The 18,118-nt window shown below is 58.5% G+C and carries 17 protein-coding genes; 13 read left to right on the top strand and 4 right to left on the bottom strand.

Going from position 1 to position 18,118, the window contains the following annotated elements; translation table 11 throughout:
* Positions 1-30 precede the first annotated feature (30 nt).
* From FHW04_RS05270 to FHW04_RS05260, 3 genes are read left to right on the top strand one after another with little or no spacing between them, the layout of a single operon-like run.
* Positions 31-2,250 (top strand): ABC transporter permease, encoded by a 2,220-nt coding sequence (locus FHW04_RS05270; RefSeq protein ID WP_069728323.1) that lies wholly within the window; start codon positions 31-33, stop codon positions 2,248-2,250.
* The gene (locus tag FHW04_RS05265; protein ID WP_031376879.1) at positions 2,247-3,308 is read left to right on the top strand and encodes an ABC transporter ATP-binding protein; all 1,062 of its coding nucleotides are present in this window, start codon (positions 2,247-2,249) and stop codon (positions 3,306-3,308) included. Before FHW04_RS05270 ends, FHW04_RS05265 begins: the two co-directional genes overlap by 4 nt.
* A gap of 24 nt (positions 3,309-3,332) precedes the next feature.
* Positions 3,333-4,127, top strand: a complete 795-nt coding sequence (locus FHW04_RS05260) for an inositol monophosphatase family protein (RefSeq protein ID WP_089561567.1) — start codon at positions 3,333-3,335, stop codon at positions 4,125-4,127.
* A gap of 48 nt (positions 4,128-4,175) precedes the next feature.
* Here the strand turns inward: FHW04_RS05260 and FHW04_RS05255 are convergent, their stop codons facing one another.
* Positions 4,176-4,610, bottom strand: coding sequence for a GNAT family N-acetyltransferase (locus FHW04_RS05255; protein ID WP_089561566.1), 435 nt, complete (start codon positions 4,608-4,610; stop codon positions 4,176-4,178).
* A 188-nt stretch (positions 4,611-4,798) separates the two neighbouring features.
* On the opposite strand from FHW04_RS05255, the gene hipB reads away from it, so the two are divergent.
* The 6 genes from hipB (at position 4,799) to FHW04_RS05225 (ending at position 11,219) form a co-directional block, all read left to right on the top strand.
* Positions 4,799-5,047 (top strand): type II toxin-antitoxin system antitoxin HipB, encoded by a 249-nt coding sequence (gene hipB, locus FHW04_RS05250; RefSeq protein WP_031376882.1) that lies wholly within the window; start codon positions 4,799-4,801, stop codon positions 5,045-5,047.
* A complete protein-coding gene (locus FHW04_RS05245; RefSeq protein ID WP_089561565.1) occupies positions 5,047-6,360 on the top strand; it encodes a type II toxin-antitoxin system HipA family toxin in 1,314 nt (437 codons plus the stop codon). The genes hipB and FHW04_RS05245 overlap by 1 nt, the downstream gene beginning before the upstream one ends.
* A 67-nt stretch (positions 6,361-6,427) precedes the next feature.
* Positions 6,428-7,828, top strand: coding sequence for a M24 family metallopeptidase (locus FHW04_RS05240; RefSeq protein WP_089561564.1), 1,401 nt, complete (start codon positions 6,428-6,430; stop codon positions 7,826-7,828).
* Positions 7,829-7,890: 62 nt separating this feature from the next.
* On the top strand, positions 7,891-8,532 hold the full coding sequence (locus tag FHW04_RS05235) for a LysE family translocator (protein WP_089561563.1): 642 nt from the start codon (positions 7,891-7,893) through the stop codon (positions 8,530-8,532).
* A gap of 146 nt (positions 8,533-8,678) precedes the next feature.
* Positions 8,679-10,724, top strand: coding sequence for an FUSC family protein (locus FHW04_RS05230; RefSeq protein ID WP_094106344.1), 2,046 nt, complete (start codon positions 8,679-8,681; stop codon positions 10,722-10,724).
* Positions 10,725-10,769: 45 nt separating this feature from the next.
* Entirely contained in the window at positions 10,770-11,219 is a 450-nt protein-coding gene (locus tag FHW04_RS05225) for a MarR family winged helix-turn-helix transcriptional regulator (RefSeq protein ID WP_094106345.1), read from the top strand.
* Between the two features lie 8 nt (positions 11,220-11,227).
* Here the strand turns inward: FHW04_RS05225 and FHW04_RS05220 are convergent, their stop codons facing one another.
* The 3 genes from FHW04_RS05220 to FHW04_RS05210 all read right to left on the bottom strand — a co-directional run bounded on the left by FHW04_RS05220 (position 11,228) and on the right by FHW04_RS05210 (position 14,547).
* The gene (locus tag FHW04_RS05220; RefSeq protein ID WP_089561561.1) at positions 11,228-11,638 is read right to left on the bottom strand and encodes an ester cyclase; all 411 of its coding nucleotides are present in this window, start codon (positions 11,636-11,638) and stop codon (positions 11,228-11,230) included.
* Between the two features lie 62 nt (positions 11,639-11,700).
* Positions 11,701-13,080 (bottom strand): MFS transporter, encoded by a 1,380-nt coding sequence (locus FHW04_RS05215; protein WP_069728316.1) that lies wholly within the window; start codon positions 13,078-13,080, stop codon positions 11,701-11,703.
* A 240-nt stretch (positions 13,081-13,320) separates the two neighbouring features.
* Positions 13,321-14,547 (bottom strand): LysR family transcriptional regulator, encoded by a 1,227-nt coding sequence (locus FHW04_RS05210; RefSeq protein WP_031376888.1) that lies wholly within the window; start codon positions 14,545-14,547, stop codon positions 13,321-13,323.
* A gap of 129 nt (positions 14,548-14,676) precedes the next feature.
* Between FHW04_RS05210 and FHW04_RS05205 the strand changes: the two genes are divergently transcribed.
* From FHW04_RS05205 to FHW04_RS05190, 4 genes are read left to right on the top strand one after another with little or no spacing between them, the layout of a single operon-like run.
* Positions 14,677-15,414, top strand: a complete 738-nt coding sequence (locus tag FHW04_RS05205; RefSeq protein ID WP_046288314.1) for a PIG-L deacetylase family protein — start codon at positions 14,677-14,679, stop codon at positions 15,412-15,414.
* The gene (locus FHW04_RS05200; RefSeq protein ID WP_069728314.1) at positions 15,411-16,133 is read left to right on the top strand and encodes a 4-carboxy-4-hydroxy-2-oxoadipate aldolase/oxaloacetate decarboxylase; all 723 of its coding nucleotides are present in this window, start codon (positions 15,411-15,413) and stop codon (positions 16,131-16,133) included. Before FHW04_RS05205 ends, FHW04_RS05200 begins: the two co-directional genes overlap by 4 nt.
* Positions 16,130-17,218, top strand: coding sequence for a 4-oxalomesaconate tautomerase (locus FHW04_RS05195; protein ID WP_089561560.1), 1,089 nt, complete (start codon positions 16,130-16,132; stop codon positions 17,216-17,218). Before FHW04_RS05200 ends, FHW04_RS05195 begins: the two co-directional genes overlap by 4 nt.
* 7 nt (positions 17,219-17,225) lie before the next feature.
* Positions 17,226-18,095, top strand: coding sequence for an NAD(P)-dependent oxidoreductase (locus FHW04_RS05190; protein ID WP_046288315.1), 870 nt, complete (start codon positions 17,226-17,228; stop codon positions 18,093-18,095).
* Positions 18,096-18,118 lie beyond the last annotated feature (23 nt).

The following is an 18,118-nucleotide window of genomic DNA, read 5'->3' as shown; positions in this document are numbered from 1 at the left end:
CCTGGTGTCCGCAGCAGATCGAGGTGATTCATGAATGCGCACAATCGCCGCTTAACCGGCGCGTTAGTTGCCGGCGCGCTGGCCCTGATGGTGTTGCCCTGGTACAGCCTGGAGCAGGGGTTCTTCTCTGGCCACTGGCTGATCAGCTTATGGCAGGATGAGAATAGCGCGCCAGCACTGTGGCAACTGATGCAGCATGGCTGGCTGACTGTCGCCGTAGCGCTGTGGCTCGCTTCTGCCGCCTGCCTCTTCCTGCCGCCGGGGCGTATCCGTAGCGGCCTGCTGCTGCTGCTCAGCGTCTGCGGCATTCTGTTCCTGGTGCTGGAAGGGCATGCCATCGGGTTTAGCGGCTGGAACTGGCGGTGGCTGGAGAACCTGGCCGGCCCGCTCGCGCTGGGCCAGCCGGCGATGGGCGCGGGCGCGTTACTGCTGCTGACGGTTTTCCTGCTGATTTTTTCCTTTGCGCTGGCCGAACGCGGCGTGCTGAAAGGCGATGCGTTTGTGGTGTCGGCGATCGTACTGCTGGTAGCGCTGGTGACCACCTTTGTGCTCTATCCGGTACTGAGCCTGTTTGTCGCCTCGGTGCAGGACATCGATGGCAGCTTTAAGCCGGATGGCCTGATCGCCAATCTGCAGGACCCGGCTATCTGGAGCGTCGCCTGTGTGACCGGCGGCACCTGCGGGACGGCGTGGCGCACGCTGGGACTGGCGCTGATGACCGCCAGCGGCTCGACGCTGCTGGGACTGGCGTTTGCGCTGGCGGCGACCCGCACCTCGCTGCCGTGCAAAAAAGCGCTGCGGATGCTGACTATCCTGCCAATCATTACGCCGCCGTTTGTTATCGGACTGGCGCTGATTCTGCTGTTTGGTCGTTCTGGCGTGATCACCACCTCGCTGGCGACGCTGTTTGGCGTCGAGCCGGGCCGCTGGCTGTATGGCCTGACCGGCATCTGGATCGCCCAGGTGCTCTCTTTTACGCCGATTGCGTTTCTGGTGCTGATTGGGGTGGTTGAAGGCGTCAGCCCGTCGCTGGAAGAGGCGTCTCAGACCCTGCGCGCCAGCCGCTGGCGTACTTTCTCGCGTATCTCCCTGCCGCTGATGGCACCCGGACTGGCTAACGCCTTTCTGATCAGCTTTATCGAAAGCATGGCGGACTTCGGCAATCCGATGGTGCTGGGCGGCAGTCACGGCGTGCTGTCGACCGAAATCTTCTTCTCGGTGGTCGGCGCGCAGAACGATCCAAGCCGTGCGGCGGTGCTGGCGATGATCCTGCTGGGCTTCACGCTGGCGGCGTTTCTGCTGCAGCGGGTCTGGCTGTCGGGCAAAAGCTTCGCCACGGTAACCGGCAAAGGCGACGGCGGTCGTCACGTGCAGCTGCCGCGTCCGGTGCGCTACAGCGTTTATGGCCTGGTGATCCCGTGGGGACTGTTTACCCTGGTGATCTACGGCATGATCATGATTGGCGGCTTTGTGCAGTCGTGGGGGCTGAATAACGCGCTGACGCTCGACCACTATATCCGCGCCTTTAGCGTCAGCCTGAATCAGGGACAGCTGGTGTGGAGCGGCGTCGCCTGGAACTCTTTCTGGACCACGCTGGAGATCGCCCTGATTGCCGCGCCGCTGACTGCGGTGGTTGGCCTGCTGACCGCCTGGCTGATTGTGCGGCAGAAATTTGCCGGACGGCAGACCTTTGAGTTCATGCTGATGCTGAGTTTCGCCATTCCGGGCACCGTGATCGGCGTGAGCTACGTGATGGCGTATAACCTGCCGCCGCTGGAGATCACCGGCACCGCGATGATCCTGATCGCCTGCTTTGTGTTCCGCAATATGCCGGTCGGAGTGCGTGGCGGTATTGCGGCGATGAGCCAGCTTGATAAGAGTCTGGATGAAGCCTCACTGACCCTCGGTGCCAACAGTTTCCGCACCTTACGTAAAGTGGTGCTGCCGCTGCTCAAACCGGCGATCAGCGCCGCGCTGGTCTACGCCTTTGTGCGCGCTATTACCTCAATCAGTGCGGTGATTTTTCTGGTCAGCGCGCAATACAACATGGCGACGTCTTACATCGTCGGGCTGGTGGAGAACGGTGAGTATGGCGTAGCGATTGCCTACTCGTCGGTACTGATCGTGGTGATGTTAGCCATTATCGGTCTGTTCCAGCTGCTGGTGGGTGAACGCCGCCTGCGCCGTGTTACTCAACCAGCGGCCGCGGCCGCTGCTGTCGCCACTCTGACTCAGGAGAGAGCCGTATGACCCCCATCAACGCGGGATCGGTCGTGTTTGAACATGTTGCTAAACGCTTTGCCGGTTTTACGGCGCTGCCGGATCTGTCGTTAACCGTCGAGCCTGGCACGCTGGTGACGCTGCTCGGTCCCTCCGGCTGCGGCAAAACCACCACGCTGCGCCTGCTGGCCGGGCTGGAGCATCCTACTGCTGGCCGCATTCTGATCGGCGGTAAAGATGTCACTCATCTGCCGGCCAATGAGCGCGACGTGGCGATGGTGTTTCAGTCATACGCGCTGTTTCCCCATATGAATGCTCTCGACAATATCCTGTATGGGCTGCTGTCGTCGGGGATGAACAAACGGGAGGCGCTGGATCGGGCGCGGGAAGGGCTGAGGCTGGTCGGGCTGGAAAGCCAGGGCGAGCGGCTGCCGTCTGAACTTTCCGGTGGACAGCAGCAGCGTATTGCGGTCGCTCGCGCGCTGGTGCTGGAACCGCAGGTGTTGCTGCTGGATGAGCCGTTGTCGAATCTGGACGAACGTTTACGGCGACGGGTGCGGACGGATATTCGCGATCTGCAACAGCGGCTGGGTTTTACCGCAGTCTATGTGACGCACGACCAGGAAGAGGCGCTGGCGGTCTCCGATAAAATTATTGTCATGAAAGAGGGGGATATTGCGCAGCAGGGCGCGCCGGAAACGCTTTACCATTCGCCCAATTCGGTGTTTATCGCCGACTTTATGGGCGAAGCCAATATTCTGCCGTGCGACGTTGAGCAGGCCGAAGGCGGTGAGGCGCTGATCCGCGTCGGTAACCAGCGCTTCCGGGTGCGTGGCGATGGAGCGAAAACCGGCAGCGGTCAGCTGGCGGTGCGGCCGCAGTTTATCACCCTGTCTGGCGACGGTCAGGGTGCCCTGCAGGGTGAGATTATTCACAGCACCTGGCTGGGTGACCATATCGAATATGAAGTGACCACTGAACTGGGATCGCTGTTCATCATCGATCCCCACATGGAACAGCGTCTGCCGCTGGCCGCCCGGGTCGGCGTTAACTTCAAGCCGCAGGGTCTGGCCCTGATTGCCCGCTAAACTGCTTAACCGCAAGGAGTCTCAATGGAACTGCACGATGAAATGATGTCGCGTCTGGCGCTGGCTGAAGCTGTCGCCCGCGCTGGCGGTGCCACGGCCTTATCTTACTTTTCCCGCCGCGACACGCTGGTGGTGGAAACCAAATATGATCTGCAGGATGTGGTGTCGATTGCCGATCGCGAAGTAGAACAGACGATCGCCGACCGCATCCGTGAAGCGTTCCCTGATGATGGCTTTCTCGGTGAGGAGAGCGGCCTGCAGCCGGGCCGGAGCGCCTACACCTGGGTGGTCGATCCGATTGATGGCACCAGTCCGTTTCTCAACGGCATGCCAAACTGGTGCGTATCGGTTGCCGTACTGCGCGGCGACGTGCCGGTCATCGGGGTGATTTTTGCGCCAACCTTTGAGGAGTGCTATGTGGCAGCGCTGGGTGAGGGCGCTACCCTTAATGGCCGACGCTTGCAGGTCGATCCGGCGCGCACCCTGCAGAATCACGTGACCGGCTTTGGTGCCAACAGCTACGTCAGTCCGCAGCAGGTTGGCGAGATTGTGGCGGCCTTGCTGGCAGCCGGCGGTAACTTTATCCGCATCGGCTCAGGCGCACTGATGCTGGCGTGGGTGGCGGCCGGCCGGGTCGTCGGTTACTACGAACCTCATATGCACGCCTGGGATTGTCTGGCCGGTTACTGTCTGGTGAAGGAGGCGGGCGGTTGGGTGCATCCGTTCAACACCGACGGCGATCGCATCACCAAAGGGGCGCAGGTGCTGGCGGTGGCTCCTGGTGCCGAAGCAGATTTACGTCGCATCGCCGGTCTGTGACCCTGTCACGACGCGCCGGTCCGTACAGCCACCTCAGCGTCGTGACCTTTAGCCCTTCAGCGTTTTGGTCAGGTAGTAACGCTGCATACCGGTTTGCGGAAAGTCGGGCAGGGACATCTGCTGTTGATAACCCTGTTTCAGATAAAACGGCAGCGCCTGAAAACTGAAGGTATCCACCAGCGCCTGCTGACAGCCGTAAGCTATCGCCTGCTGTTCTGCTGCCAGCAGTAAGGCACTGCCCAGACCGGTGCCGCGCAGCGTATCGTCCACCCACAGATAATCGATACAGAGCCAGTTCCCCTTACGCGAGGCCATTACGCCACCCCGCAACTTACCGTCTGCGTCATGATCAAATACCGCCAGCGGTCCCCGGTTTTCACTGCCGATAAACTGCCGGTTGTAACTGCCGAGCCCGGCAAATAACGCCTCCCGGTCTTTGTCCTCTGGCTGCTCCGTCACGGTAAAACCCGCGCTTAATCTCATGATTTTTCTCCTGTTATGCGCCGCCACAAGGTTGAATATCCGCGTAAAGGGATAATAGATCATTTATCCCTTTCAGGGTATAAATAGTTATTTATCCCCGGTAGGGTATAATGCATCGATTATCCTCTTTCGGGGATAATCGGAATGCGCTATGCTGATCGTCTGCCGACCCCGGAGGAACAGAGACCATGATATACAGTCCGCTGCAGCTGGCTAACCGGCTGAAACTTATCCGTCAGCGTAATGGCTGGACCCAGAGCGAGCTGGCCAAAAAGGTTGGCCTGAAACAGGCGACCATTTCGCATTTTGAAAATGCGCCGGACAACACCTCGCTGGCGACGCTGTTTAAGCTGTTACAGTCGCTGGAGCTGAGTCTTGAGGTGCAGGAGAAAACGGCCGCCGCACCGCCACCGATCAATGACGAGGATGACTGGTAATGCAGAAGCTGATTGCGTGGATGAACGGCGAGCGGGTCGGCGTGCTGACCCGTCAGCGCAACGGTGCGCACGAATTTCAGTACGACAAAGCGTGGCTGAGCAATCCGCTCGCCAGGCCGCTGTCACTCTCGATGCCGTTGCAGGTTCCGGCCATCACCTCCCACGCGGTAATTAACTTTTTCGATAATCTGTTGCCGGATAGCCCGTTGATTCGTGACCGGATTGTGGCGCGCTACCAGATAAAATCCCGTCAGCCGTTTGATCTGTTGCAGGAAGTGGGACGTGACAGCGTCGGTGCGACCATGCTGTTGCCGCCTGAGATGCCGCTGCCGCCGTTACAGGTGCGCTATGAGCTGCTGGACGAGGCGCGTCTGGAAAGCGTGCTGTCAGCCTATCAGTCCGACATTCCGCTCGGGATGCTGCGTGAAGAGACCGACTTTCGTATTTCGGTGGCGGGCGCGCAGGAGAAAACGGCGCTGCTGCACACTGAGCAGGGCTGGAGCATTCCTGCAGGAGCCACGCCAACGTCACACATTATCAAACTGCCGATCGGGGAAATTAAGCAGCCGACGGCGACGCTGGACATGCGGGAAAGCGTTGAAAATGAGTATCTCTGTCTGGCGCTGGCCAGAGCGCTGGGAATGAAGGTGCCTGAAGCAACTCTTATCCGCGCCGGCGCGATGCGTGCGCTGGCCGTCGAGCGCTTCGACCGGCGCTGGTCACGCGACAGAAGCCGGCTTATTCGTCTGCCACAGGAGGATTTCTGTCAGGCGCTGGGGCTGCCGTCATCGACGAAATATGAGTCTGACGGCGGGCCGGGCATTGCGGAGATTATGCAGTTGCTGATGGGATCGAGTAACGCGATAGAGGATCGTTATCACTTCATGATGTTCCAGGTGTTTCAGTGGCTGATAGGGGCGACTGACGGCCACGCCAAAAACTTCTCGCTGTTTATTGAGCGCGGCGGCAGCTACCGGCTGACCCCCTTCTATGATGTGATTTCCGCCTATCCGGTACTGGGCGGCACCGGCCTGAATAAGCGGGCGCTGAAGCTGGCGATGGGGCTGCGGGCCAGTAAAGGCAAAAAAACCGAAATCGATAAGATATTCCCGCGTCATTTCTTCGCCACCGCAAAAAGCGTCAATTTTGATAGCGGTAGCCTGCAACAGATCTTCGACTTTTTTATCCGCGCTTTTCCACCAGCGGTTATCGCGGTGCGTGATGCGTTGCCCGCTGGATTTCCGCAGCACATTGCCGATGCCATTTTCAGTCATTCACTGATTATGCTGGAGCGGTTACGGCAGAAAGATTGAGGCAGGCAGCAACAGACTGGCCCGGCAACGGCCAGACTGCTGTTTTCCTGTTTAACCGGAGTCTGTTATGAATCGCGCTCGCTACGCACTGGAATCGATCCCGTCGCCACCCACTTTTCCCGGCGTGGCCAGTCACGTGATGGCGGATGAAACCCTGCATCACCGGCTGGCGGAGATTGTTCAGCGCATGAAACAGCATCAGATTGCGCAGCTGATCATCTATGCGGATAAAGAGCACGGCAGTAACTTTGAGTATCTGGCGGGCTTTATTCCGCGCTTCGAAGAGGCGCTGCTGGTGGTTAATCAGCAGGGCGAACTGGCCTACATCATGGGTAACGAAAACCTCAAGCTGGTGCCCTTTGCCCGTAATCCCGGCAGATGTCTGCACGCGGCACTCTTTTCGCTGCCTAATCAGCCGATGAGTGGTGAGACATCGCTGTCCCGGCTGCTGAGCCAGGCGGGGATCGTCGCGGGGACGCGCACCGGGCTGGTGGGCTGGAAGTTGTTCAGCCGCGCACAGCAGACCCTGTTTGATCTGCCGCAGTTTATCTGCGCGGCGGCGGCCGACGCGGCAGGTGGCGTCTCGCAGCTGGTGAATGCCACCGGGCTGTTTATCTCACCCGATGAGGGAGTTCGCTGCATTAACAGCGCCGATGAGGTGGCATTTTACGAGGCGGGAGCGAATCGTGCCTCAACCGCCATGCTGGCGGCGCTGAACAGCGTGACGGCAGGCGTAAGCGAGAAGCACATTGGCGCGCGTCTTAATGCCGACGGCCAGCCAAATAGCGTGATGACCATTGCCGCCACCGGCGATCGCTTTGCTAAGGCACAGCTTTATCCCAGCGACAAAACGATTAAGGTCGGCGATAAGCTGTCATTAACCGTTGGCTATAAAGGCGGGTTAAGCAGCCGCGCTGCTTATGTAGTCAGTCAGGCGTCTGAGTTACCCTGTCACGTTTCAGACTGGCTGCCCCGGCTGGCGATCCCGTATTACCACGCGGTGGTCAGCTGGCTGGAGCAGTTACGCATCGGCATCACCGGTGGCGAACTGTATGCGTTAATCGAGGCGGTATTACCCAAAGCGCAGTATGGCTGGCACCTTAATCCGGGGCATCTGGTGGCTGACGAAGAGTGGCTAAGTTCGCCGATCTGGCCCGATTCAGCCATCCCCCTGAAAAGCGGCATGCTGTTGCAGATCGACATTATTCCTTCGGTAGCCGGCTACGGCGGATGCAGTATTGAGGACACCGTCGGTCTGGCGGATGCGGCGTTGCGTGCCCAGCTGGCGGCTGAATTCCCGGCGGTCTGGCAGCGGATGACCGAGCGCAAAGCCTGGCTGAGCGATGTCCTGCGGCTGAAACTGGCCGATGAGGTGATCCTGCTGTCGAACACCGTAGGCTATCTGCGTCCGTTTTTACTGGATCAACAGCGGGCACTGGTGCGGCAACCGCTGAGCGACGGGGTTTAAAAAAACGCGGTCGGCTGTTAGGTTAATCACTCATTAACCCCGAATAAAGGTCAGGAGCCGTGATGTCCGATATCGTGCATTTCCCGCTGTTTGTTGCTTCCGTTGTGCTGCTTTGTATTACGCCGGGTCCCGATCTGGCCTATGTGGTGGGACAAAGCGTTGCCAGGGGACGACGTGCCGGTATCCTGTCAGCCGCCGGGGTTGCGCTGGGCAGTTGTACCCATGCCGTTGCCAGTGCGCTCGGGCTAACTGCGCTGATTGCCGCCTCGCCGCTGCTGTTCACGCTGATTAAGTATCTCGGGGCGGCATACCTGATCTACCTTGGAGCCAGAATGATCGGGTCAACCTTTATCGCATCCGCAGCAGCGGAGACCGCGCCGCCGCCGCGCGCACTGACCGGCACCCGCTTACTGCTGCTGCGCGGTTTCATCACCTCAATCACCAATCCCAAAGTGCTGCTGTTTTTTATCGCCTTCTTCCCGCAGTTTGTGGTGATCGGCAGTCAGTATCACGCCAGCGCCTTCCTGCTGCTGGGGATGACCTATGCGCTGATCGGCCTGATGACCGACGTGATGTTTGCGCTGCTGGCGGGTGGGGCCGCAGGCGCGGTGGCGAACCATAAGAGGTTACAGAAAGTGCTGGATCGGCTGGTCGGCGCCACCTTTATCGGCCTGGGGATCCGTCTGGCGCTGACCCGTCGCTGAGCCAAATCTGACGCTGCCGGCCCGGTCAGCCGCAGCCTGAACCGGTCAGGGATGGCCGGTAATAATTTGTATAATTTAACTGAGAGTAAAACGCTGACGCTTCTGTCAGGATACGCGCCACAGAAGTATTTCGGTCCTCTCATTCGATGAAATGGTTTACCAAAAACGCGGTTTTGTTTGCCTGCAAAACCTCCCTGGCCGCGTTTATCGCGTTATCAGTTGCTCTGATCCTTAACTTTGAAAAACCTGCCTGGGCGCTGACCACCGTTTTTGTCACTTCCCAACTTTATGCCGCCTCAACCGTCTCGAAATCGCTGTTCCGTCTGATCGGAACCGTGCTGGGAGGGGTGTTTATCCTGCTGATCTATCCGGAAACGGTGCAGTCGCCACTGCTGTTCAGCCTGTGCGTCTCGCTGTGGGTGACGTTTTGCCTCTATCTGTCGCTGCATGACCGCACGCCCAAAAGCTACGTCTTCATGCTGGCAGGCTATAGCGCGGCGATCATGGGTTTTCCGGAGGTGAACACGCCGTCGGCGATTACCAATACGGTGATTTCGCGTATCGAGGAGATCACCCTTGGCATTTTGTGCAGCACGCTGGTACACCGGCTGGTTTTTCCGGTATCGATGCACCATCTGCTCGGGCAGAGCGTCGACCGCTGGTTTCAGAATGCGCGTAAATTGTGTAATGAGCTGGTCAGCGGCATGGCGAACAACAAGTCCCTCGAGCGGGAAGATATTCTGATCCAGATGGCGGGCTATCCGCTGAATGTCGAAACGCTGCTTACGCACTGTGTTTATGAAGGGGAAGCGGCGCGCAATGTGATCCGTCTGGTCAGCGTGCAGTATCAGCATCTGACCTACCTGCTGCCGACGCTGACGGCGATTGAATCGCGGCTTGGGGTGCTGGCAGAACTGAATATACGCTTTCCGCTGTGTGTCACCTCGGTGTTCCAGCAATTTCTGCTGTGGCTCAATCATGATCGGGTTAACGATATCGAAGGATTGCGTAACGCCATCGCTGCGGGTCAGGCGACGCTGGAAGCGGACTGGCAGGCGGGAAAGCTGGCTACTGAAGAGAGCCTGCTGCTGATTGGCTTACTGGAGCGGCTGGCTAACTTTGTCCGTATCGCCGATGCGTATCAGAACGTCAGCGCCCGAGCCGGCGATCTCTACAGTCATGGCGACGGGGCGGCGATCAGGAACATCCGCGAGCATCGCCACATTGATAACGGACTGCTGAGCCTGTCGGTGCTGACAGCCTTTCTGGCGACCTTTCTTTCCAGTCTGTTCTGGATTGGCAGCGGCTGGGCCGATGGGGCCAATGCACCGCTGATGGCGGCGATTATCAGTTCGTTTTTTGCCGGGGTGGATTCGCCGGTTACGCCGATGAAGCTGTTCGTTAAAGGGGTGATGATTGCGCTGGTGGTCAGCCTGTTTTATATCGCGTTTCTGATCCCGCAGGCCAACACCCTGCAGGCGTTAATGATCTGCCTGCTGCCGGGGCTGATGCTGCTGAGCCTGGTGATTGCCAATCCGACCACCAATCTGATAGGTCTGAGTGTGGCGATCCAGATTCCAGGCTTTATCGGGCTGAGTCACCACTATGTGCCCGATCTGATCGTCACCCTGAACGCCGCAATCTCGTCGCTGGTGGGGATCATGTTTGCGGTGGTGCTGACGGCGCTGATCCGCAATAAGCGTCCCTCGTGGATTGCCCGCAGGGCGGTGCTGCGGGGGCTGCGCGACCTGCTGAGCTTTATTAAAAAGGTCGAACGCAATTCCGCCACGCTGTTATCACGCCAGCAGTTTATTGCGCGCATGCTGGACCGGGTGAACATTATTCTGCCGCGTAAACGGCTCGATCCGGTGCCGGATATCGTGGTCGGTGGCTATCTGATCAGTGAAACCTGGCTCGGCGCTAACTGCTATGACTTTTATGCCCGCTATCGGGAGGTGCTGGAGGCGCACCGCATCGACAGCGGCCAGATGTTCCACGAACTGGGTCTCTATCTGAAGCGTAAAATGAAGTCGCTTCAGCTGCTGCCGCATCAGGATCTGCTGGAGGAGCTGGATCAGCTGCTGCTCCGGCTGGAGAAGATTGCGCTGCAGGAGAGTGTGGCGGTAGCTCCGCTGGTTCACCTGTTTAACATTCGCGTCTCGCTGTTCCCGCAACAGCGCTGGCCGGGCTGAGTGTGCTATAAAGGTTGCCGCGCTATTTCAGGGGGAGAAAAACCGATGTCAGCACAGCAAAAAACGCCGCCAGAGACGCCCGATTCCGCCGCGCTGGGCGAGGAAGTGAGAAGGGTGATCAGCCAGTTTGTCCGGCGGGTTCGTCAGGAGACCGGCACGCTGCGTCATTCGCAACACGAAACCCTGGAGCTGCTGGAGCGTCAGGGGCCGCTGTCGGTAGCCGAACTGGCCAGCCTGCGCGGCGTAAAACATCAGAGTATGCGGCTGGTGGTGGCTGAACTGGAAACTCAGCGGCAGGTCTATCGCAGCAAAGATCCTGATGATGGCCGCGCGCAGCGGGTTGCGCTAACTCCACAGGCGGAAGCGCTGCTGCAGTCGGCGCGGGCAGAGCGCTCCGCCTGGGTTGCCAAAGCGATTGATCATCAGCTTAACCCGGCCGATCGCGCTGACCTGATTAAAGGCTTACAGGCGTTAAGCAAACTCCTCAATCCGTAAGGTCTGTTTCAGGCCTGTTTTAACTGCGCTACCACAGCGGCCAGATTGTTCATTCCCCAATGCGCCGCATACTGCCCATCAATAATTTCCACAATATCAATCACCACTATTTCTATCCTGCTGTGGGTTGCCGGCACGCTGAGCAGCGTGCCGCTGTGAAGGCCGCTAATGCGTTTGCGGCTGGTAACCTTATTGCCTTCCGCCAGCTGATCGTCAATCACTACCTGCAGAGATGAAATAGCCGGGCGCAGCATCAGCGCAAAGGTCTGCCATAGGCTCTCTTTATCATTCGGCGCGCCGGGTGGCGCGGAGTGATTAATAAAGCCGGGCGAAACCAGCTGATCAAAGGCGACACGATCGCCTGCGACGATCACCTGCTGATTAAAACGACGGACGATCTGCTTGTTGGTGGCTGACATAGATCTCTCCTGCTGAGTTAAACCTGAGTTATATACAGTTTAACTGTATATATCAGGCACCGCTATCGGTTGTTCAGATTTTGCGATAAGGCAGGAATATCGCCGAGTTCCGCTCCTTTAACCTTCAGGGTAAGTTCGACATTGCGGTGTAAAATAATACTGACCGCCGCCAGCAGCGCCGGCAGGGCAAGAATGTAGAAAATAGCCGACTGTGCCGGGAACACGCCCATCAGCACGCCACCTAAAGACGAACTCAGAATGGCGCCCATCCGGCCGATGCCATGCATCCAGCTGACGCCGGTTGCGCGGATCTCGGTCGGATAGTAGGCCGGTGAATAGACCTGAAGCCCGTTCTGCGCACCGTTGATGCACATGCCGGTGATAAAAATAATCACACCCAACCACACGCCGCTCAGCCCAAGCAAACCCTGGGTGATCAAACAGGCACAGCCGATTAAATAGACCACGCCAATCACCCATCTGGCGTGCAGCTTATCCATTAAGCCGCCAACGATGATGCCGCCGACCGGTCCGCCCAGCTGGAACAGTCCAGCGACAATCGCCGCCTGCTCAAGAGAAATGCCGCCTGAACGCATAATGGTAGGCAGCCAGCCGTTCAGCAGATAAATAACGAACAGCCCCATGAAATAGGTCAGCCAGAGGATTACGGTACCGCGGGCGAAGCCGTGGCGAAACAGCTCTGCAATGGTGCTGTTGCGCTTTACGCCAGGCGAACTCAGGATAAACGCCGTATCCGGGCTAAAATCACCGCCCATTTTATTCAGCAGCGAGGCGATGATTGCGCGTGGCGCTTTACGCACCACCAGGTTAAGCACCGATTCCGGTAACAGCCAGGCAATCACCGGCAGCAGCAGCAGGGGAAGCGCGCCACCAAACACCAGGACCGCAGGCCAGTTAAAGCGTGCCAGCAGCCCGGCGGCAATGAATCCACCCAGTCCCGAGCCGATATTAAATCCGCTGAACATCAGGGTAATCATGATGCCTTTGCGGCGCTCGGGCATGTATTCAGACAGCAGCGTCACGCAGTTTGGCATTACCGCGCCCAGCCCCAGACCGGCGATAAAGCGTAATAATGCCATTTGTGTCGGCGAAGCGGCGAAAGCACAGGCGAGGCTGAAGGCTGAGAAGATCAGTACTGACACCAGAATGACCCGCTTGCGGCCAATCCGATCGGACATCGGACCGGCGATCAGCGCGCCGAGCGCCACGCCCGCCATGGCCGCGCCGAGGATCGGGCCCATCGCTGAGCGGCTGATGCCCCAGTGTTCGATCAGCGCCGGCGCGATAAAGCCCATTACGGCTGCATCGTAACCATCAAACATAATGATGATCAGACACAGCACCAGTACGCGCCATTGGAAAGAAGAGACCGGGCGTGCATCAATCCACTGTTTTACATTAATCAGGTTATTCGCTGTCATCGGGTACGCTCTCTGCTTTGCTACCAGCGGCAGCCGTCGTTGTGGTGAGAGAAAGGTAACAATCCGATAACACGGTAAGCGGGGCACCTGACGGTGTCTGTCAAAAAAGGCTTTTAGCGATATGAGTTAGCTTTATAGTGTGATGCGTCTGGCATTGTCATTGCGGGACCAAACGGCTGTGGTAAGGCAGGCCGGGCCTGCACGGGTAACGGGTGACATCCTTATCGCTATGAGTTTCATTTAGGCTGTCCGGGTCAGCGTCTCATCAATGCAGCGCAGTAGCGCCTGAGTAGCAGGCGAATGCAGCGCCCCCAGACGAAAGGTCAGTCCTATCTCACGGCGGGTATCGGGCAGGTTCAGCGCCAGCGGCGTCAGGATTCCGGCCTGCAACTCATATTCAAGCTGATGCGAAGAGACCACCGCCACCATATCCGAATTCAGCAGCAGTCCGCGCACTATCGCCAGATCGCCACTTTCTACCACCGGCTGAGGCGCAGTCAGCGCTGCGGCCTGAAACGCGCGGTCCAGCAGATGACGGGCAGGAGAGTTCTCACGCGGCAGGATCCATTGCACCTGCTGCAGATCTTCCGGTTTGACGGCACGCCCGCTCAGTGGGTGCTGCGGACGCGTCAGCAGAATCAGTTCTTCATCGAACAGCAGCTGGTTCTGGATATCGGACGCGCTGTGATGCTGACGCAGCGCACCGAGAATAAAATCAATATCTCCGGCGCGCAGTTCTTTAATCAGCGCATCAAAGGCGCTCTCGTTGGTCACCACTTTTATTCCGGGATAGCGCGCCACCAGACGGGTGATCGCCAGCGGTAACAGGCTACTGCGGCACAGCGGGAGCGCACCGACATGCACCGTCCCGGTCAGAATGCCGCGCTGTGCGGCGAGGTCTTCCGGGATATGCCGTATCTCATTGAGGGCACGGCTGATAAACGGGGCGATCTCCTGTCCCGCTGACGTTGGCATCATGCCTTTTGGCGTGCGCTGAAACAGCGGCAGCCCGGCCCCTTTTTCCAGCACCTTCAACGCCGCGCTCACCGCTGGCTGACTGATACCCAGCAATGTCGCCACACTTTGAGTGTGATGAAGCCGGTCCAGCGCTAAAAAAATTTGCAGCCGTCGCAGGTTAAATAACCAGATCGGTTCCGCCTCTTCACGGCCGTTATCCCGCCGCCGCATTTTGCTGAGGATCGGCGGGATCGCGTGCAGTTCGGTAATGGCTCGCCGGGCGCGCGGCAGGGCACATTTGCCCATCTCGGTCAGCAGCATCCCGCTGGCATGCCGTTCAAACAGCGGCGTCTGTAAACTGTGTTCCAGATCACGCAGCGAACGGGTGATCGCCGACTGGGTACGAAATAAATTTATCGACGCTTCGGAAATCGTGCCGCAGTCCGCAATCATACAAAAAGCGCGTATTTGCATGATTTTAATGTCAAATTCCTGTCTGCCGTTTTCCATTTTTCTTACGCCAGCGATGAGCCCTGAATCACAACATAAATAAAAGTCATAACGCATGCAATGAAAGACATTATCCAGCCGCAGTGCTGCATGCCAGGATGAAAAAAACGGCAAAGGCAGGATGAGATAATGGAAAAGATGAGTAAAAAGAGTGCGTTAGTTGTCAGCGCCCATTCAGCTGATTTTGTCTGGCGTGCGGGGGGGGCCATTGCGCTGCATGCATCGCGGGGTTATGAGGTGCATGTGGTATGCCTCTCTTATGGCGAGCGGGGCGAATCGGCGAAGCTGTGGCGCAGCGGCAACATGACCGAGGCGAAGGTAAAGCAGAGTCGTCAGGAAGAGGCCGAGGCGGCTGCCCGCATTCTCGGGGCGACTATTAGCTTTATGGATCTGGGTGATTATCCGCTGCGCGCTGATAAAGAGACGCTATTCCGGCTGGCGGACATATTCCGTCAGGTGCAGCCGCACTTCGTCCTGACGCATTCGGTTAACGACCCCTATAACTACGATCATCCGCTGGCTGCGCATCTGACGCAGGAAGCGCGGATCATTGCGCAGGCCGAAGGTTATCGTCCTGGTGAAACCATTATCGGCGCGCCGCCGGTCTATAGCTTTGAGCCGCATCAGCCTGAGCAGTGCAACTGGAAACCTGACGTGCTGCTTGATATCAGCGCGGTCTGGGACAAAAAATATGCGGCTATTCAGTGCATGGCGGGTCAGGAACACCTGTGGGAATACTATACGCGGGTAGCTTTGCAGCGGGGCGTTCAGGCCAAACGTAACGTCGGGATCGGCTCATCGAAAGTGATCAGCCACGCTGAAGGTTATCAGAGCCTGTTGCCACGGGTGACGGAGGATCTGTCATGAGTCTGGTGAATAAAAAAGGTATCGTTGTGCGCAACATTGCGCGTGCTGATGCCGCGCTGGTGGCCGGTTTTGCCCGTTATGGCGTGGCGACCACCCATGAAGCTCAGGGACGCAGTGGTCTGCTCGACGCTGGTATTCGTCCCATCCAGCAGAACTGCGCGGTAGCCGGCAGCGCGGTGACCGTGCTGGTTTCGCCCGGCGATAACTGGATGTTTCATGTGGCGGTTGAGCAGTGCCAGCCCGGTGACATCCTGCTGGTGGCCCCGACTTCAGCCTGTCACGATGGTTATTTTGGCGATTTGCTGGCGACCTCTTTACAGGCGCACGGCGTGGTGGCGCTGGTGGGGGATATCGGGATTCGTGACAGCCAGACGCTGAGAGATATGCAGTTTCCGGTCTGGTCACGGGCGGTTTACGCGCAGGGCACGGTGAAAGAGACGCTGGGTTCAGTTAACGTTCCGGTCATCTGTGCCGGGCAGCTGATCCATCCGGGAGACATCGTGGTCGCGGATGATGATGGCGTGGTGATTGTGCCGCGTCTGCAGGCCGAATCGGTCGCGGTCGCTGCACAGAAACGTGAAGCACTGGAACAGAGCAAACGTCAGCGGCTGGCTGCCGGTGAGTATGGCCTCGATATTTATCAGATGCGTTCGCAACTGGCTGAAAAGGGGCTGCGCTACGTTGACTCACTTGATCAACTGCAGCAGAGCGGTGTATGAAACAGACCCTGATCCCCTGCATGCTGATGCGCGGCGGAACGTCAAAAGCCGCCTGCTTTCTGGCCACGGATCTGCCGGCGGACAGCGCCACGCGCGATCGCGTCCTGCTGGCGGCGATGGGTTCGCCTGATGCCCGACAGATTGACGGTATCGGTGGTGCCGATTCACTGACCAGTAAAGTGGCGATTATCTCTCCTTCATCGCGTCCGGATGCCGACGTAGACTACCTGTTCGCTCAGGTTAGCGTGGAACAAGCCGTGGTTGATTACGGACAGAACTGCGGAAATATTCTTGCCGCGGTCGGGCCGTTTGCGATTGAAAAAGGGCTGGTAACGGTAACCGGTGCGCTGACAACAGTGCGCATTTATATGGTCAATACCGGCCAGCTTGCTGAAGCGGCCATCGCTACGCCGGAGGGCTGCGTTGAGTATCAGGGCGATACCCGCATTGACGGCGTGCCGGGTTACGCCGCGCAACAAATCCTGAATTTCCAGGACATCGCCGGATCAAGCTGCGGCGCACTGCTGCCGACCGGTAATGCGCGCGACAGCATTGACGGCATTGAGGTGACCTGCATCGATAATGGTATGCCGGTTGTGGTAATCCGTGCCGCCGATTTGCAGCGCAGCGGACGCGAAACGCCGGATCAGCTGAATAAAGATGAGGTGCTGAAAGCACGGCTGGAGTCGATTCGCTTACAGGCGGGACGGTTGATGCATCTGGGCGATGTAGCGCAGCGCAGCGTGCCGAAAATGACGCTGATCTCCGCACCGGTCGACAACGGTTCGATCACCACCCGGACCTTTATTCCTCACCGCTGTCACGCCGCGATTGGCGTGTTAGGCGCGGTCAGTGTCGCCACGGCCTGTCTGGTTGCCGGTTCGGTGGCTCAAGGGCTGGCAAAAATCAGCGCGACTGCTGAACAACGTCTGATTGTCGAACATCCCAGCGGCGAGTTTAGCGTGATGCTGACGCGTGATGCGGCGGGACATGTGATTAACAGTGGATTGATCCGCACTGCGCGCCTGCTGTTTGACGGGCGCGTGGCCATTCCGGGTTCAGTCTGGTCACGGCAGGAGGGATAAGACAGTTATGCAGATAGCCATTATCGGATTTGGCGAGGCGGGACAAATTTATGCTCACGATCTGGCGAGTGTGGCGCAGGTTCGGGTCTGGGATAAAAAATTCTGCGGGCAGCAGGCTTCTGGCCTGCGGGATGTGGCTCAGCAGTCTGGCGTGCAGCCGGCGGATTCCGTTGCTGAAGCACTGGATGGCGCAGACTGGGTGATATCGCTGGTTACCGCATCAAACGCACTCTGCGTTGCGCGCGAGGTTGCTCCGCTGCTGGCGAACGGCCAGCAACTGCTGGACTTTAATTCGGTTTCACCCGAGACAAAACGTGCCGCCTCGCAAGCAATCGCTGGCGGCGCGGGGACGTATCTGGATGTGGCGGTCATGGCACCGGTGCCGCCCAAACGGCTGGGCACACCGCTGTTAATCGGCGGACCGGCAGCAGACAACGTCGCGGCCCGGTTGAATCATCTGGGCATTAACGCCACGGCGGCCAGCGATCGTATTGGCGATGTCTCAGCCATTAAAATGTGTCGCAGCGTAATGATTAAAGGACTGGAAGCGCTGACCACTGAATGCCTCAGCGCGGCGCAGCAATACGGGGTGGAAGAGGCGGTACTCGCCTCGCTGCACGCCAGTTTTCCTGCGCTGGGTTGGAACCACCACTTGCCGCATTATCTGATCAGTCGGGTGGCCGAGCATGGCGTCCGGCGGGCAGAGGAGATGGCTGAAGTGGTCAAAACCTTGCATGATGTGGCTGTGGCGGGCGTCATGAGCCAGGCGACTCAGCAGGTACAGGCCGATTTACCGGCCCGGATGGCGGCGCTGGGGATTGCTTACCGCGATCTCAGTCCCTTTATCTGGCAGGAGGCACTGCAACGATTGAGATAACGTTTTCCGGCTCACCGGCTGAG

This window comes from Pantoea sp. AN62 (assembly GCF_050432985.1).
Taxonomy (GTDB): Bacteria; Pseudomonadota; Gammaproteobacteria; order Enterobacterales; family Enterobacteriaceae; genus Pantoea; species Pantoea brenneri.
This window is presented reverse-complemented; position numbering and strand designations above follow the sequence as displayed.